We start from the raw sequence: 2,149 nt of genomic DNA on the forward strand, positions 1-2,149 counted from the left end.
GGGCGGGAACGCCGCTGGGGTCACTTGTGCCGCAGGCGTGGCCCGCCGCGCCAATGCCTTGATGCGTCCCCCTCGGGGGTATTCGCGCGCCGGGGTCTCTCTCGGACGAGGCCGCCTCCCAGGCAGCCCCGCTGCGGGGGCGCTCGCGCGCCGGGGTCTCTCGGAGGGGAGGGCGCGCCTGGGCGGGAACGCCGCTGGGGTCACTCGTGCCGTAGGTGTGGCCCGTAGGGAGTGCCGCTGTGGTCACTTGTGTCATGGGCGTGGCCCGTGAGGGAGTGCCGCTGCGGTCACTCGTGCCATAGGTGCGGCCCGTGAGGGAGTGCCGCCCGGGTTACTCGTGCCAGGGGTGCGTTCCCCGCGTGAATGCCGCCCGCAGGTTCGGTTCGTTCAGGGCGCGGATGCCGTGGACTGCTACCGAGGTGAGGTATGTGCGGTCGTGGGCCAGTGTGTCCAGGAGGCGCAGGCCGGCGGGGGAGGCCCAGCGGGTGTACGGGGGGATCTCCACGCGGGCCATCGCGAGGCAGCTCAGCGTCAGGGCCAGGGGGAGCGCGAACCAGAGGGCGACCAGGGTGTGCGGGACGTTCGGCGCGGGGAGCAGCAGCGCCAGGGCGCCCAGTGCCAGGACGGCCGTCGCGGCGGCACGGACTCCGCGCAGGCCCGCCGCCACCGTCGTCCGCGCTCCGTCCGGCATCGCCAGCCCCGCGCTCACCAGCCGGTCCGCGAGACCCCGTACCGCGTCGCCGGTCGCCGCGCGGGCGCGGACCGGCGCGATCGGGGACTGGCCCTCCGGGCCGATCGCGCCCAGCACCGACCGCTCCATCTCGTCCCGGCCGCGCGGGTCGACGACGGTCGCCCAGCCGGTGTGGGCGAGCAGCAGGCGGTGGTCGCTGGCCATCGACACCAGCGTCAGGTCCGCGACCCGGGCGGGGCCGCCGGACAGGAACGCCGCTTCGTACAGCGTCAGGCCGTGCGCCGGGGCGGTGTGCTCGGCGGTCTCGGCGGCGCGCGCCGCGGTCGTCCCGACGGCCGCCGCGCGCACGGCGGCCAGGCACAGGCGCGTGCACGCCGTGACCGCGACCGCCCAGGCCAGGACCAGCAGAAGGACCCAGAACATGCCGTGTTTCTATGCCAGATTCCCGTGGTACCGCCATGCTTTGTTCACGATACGGACGGAGCGTTGTGGGTATGTGACGTTCCGCTTACCGGGAGTTGGGGGCGCTGATGCCCAAGGGGCCCTTGGGTGCTACGGGTTGACCGGGACCGTCAGCGGCGGCGGCGAGTCCGTCGTCAGGTCCCGGGCCAGCGCGTCGAAGTCCACGTACCCCGTCGCCTCCAGGATCTTGATGTGGTCCAGGACCGTCGCGTTGGCGTCGTCCGCGAGGGCGCGGACCAAGGAGTTGCGGGTGCTCGCGCGGACCTGGGCGACGACCGAGAAGATCCTGCCGTGCGCGAGGCGCAGGACGTTCGCGAACTTCCAGTCGTAGCCCGCGCCCTGAGCCGCGTCCAACTCCCTCAGCCAGCCCTGCTGTTGGTCCGTCGGGCGGTCCGGCAGGGGGAGGTTCAGGCGGGCCGCCACCGTGCGCACCCGCTCGTCCAGGAACGTGTGGCCCTCCACGAGGTGCTCGCCCGCCGTCCGTACGGCCGCCGTCGTGCCCTTCTGCTGCGCCTGCCTGCCCGCCGGGATCTCCCACAGGCCCGCGAGCCGCACCTTCTCGATGAAGTCCCGGTCCAGCGCGGACAGCGGGCCGTACTGCGTCCGCACGGTCTGCGCGTTCAGCAGGCTCGGATTGTCGCCGCCCGTGTCCTGGCGGTCCGCGTACGACCAGAGCGGGAACGCCAGCGCCGCGATCGTCAGGGTGAGGCCGACGATGATGACGCCGGTTCCGCTGAGGAGGTTCCTCCCCCAGCTCTCCTGACGGCGCGCTCGCATGGTGCCTCCCGGGTGTGGCACCGCACTTCGGTGGTTCGTGTGTGTCGGGTGCGGGATCGGCAGTTTACCGGGGGAGTTGTGTGAACGGCCGGACGGGGGTGAATGAGAGGTGCGTCACCGGCCGGTCAGTGCGCGCACGGTCCGGGCCAGCCGCGACTGGTTCCTCGGCGCCGGGCCCGACCGGTCCAGCCACCAGCTCCGCAGGGCCCTGCGGGGGCG

The 2,149-nt window shown here is 73.3% G+C and carries 2 protein-coding genes; both read right to left on the bottom strand.

The window, feature by feature from the left end:
* Nucleotides 1–331: 331 nt before the first annotated feature.
* Nucleotides 332–1,114, bottom strand: a complete 783-nt coding sequence (locus AOK24_RS38500; protein ID WP_055724586.1) for a TIGR04222 domain-containing membrane protein — start codon at nt 1,112–1,114, stop codon at nt 332–334.
* Nucleotides 1,115–1,243: 129 nt separating this feature from the next.
* Nucleotides 1,244–1,930, bottom strand: coding sequence for a DUF4142 domain-containing protein (locus tag AOK24_RS38505; protein ID WP_055724587.1), 687 nt, complete (start codon nt 1,928–1,930; stop codon nt 1,244–1,246).
* Between the last annotated feature and the right edge of the window lie 219 nt (nt 1,931–2,149).

It is taken from the genome of Streptomyces niveiscabiei, from assembly GCF_001419795.1.
Classification (GTDB): domain Bacteria; phylum Actinomycetota; class Actinomycetes; order Streptomycetales; family Streptomycetaceae; genus Streptomyces; species Streptomyces niveiscabiei.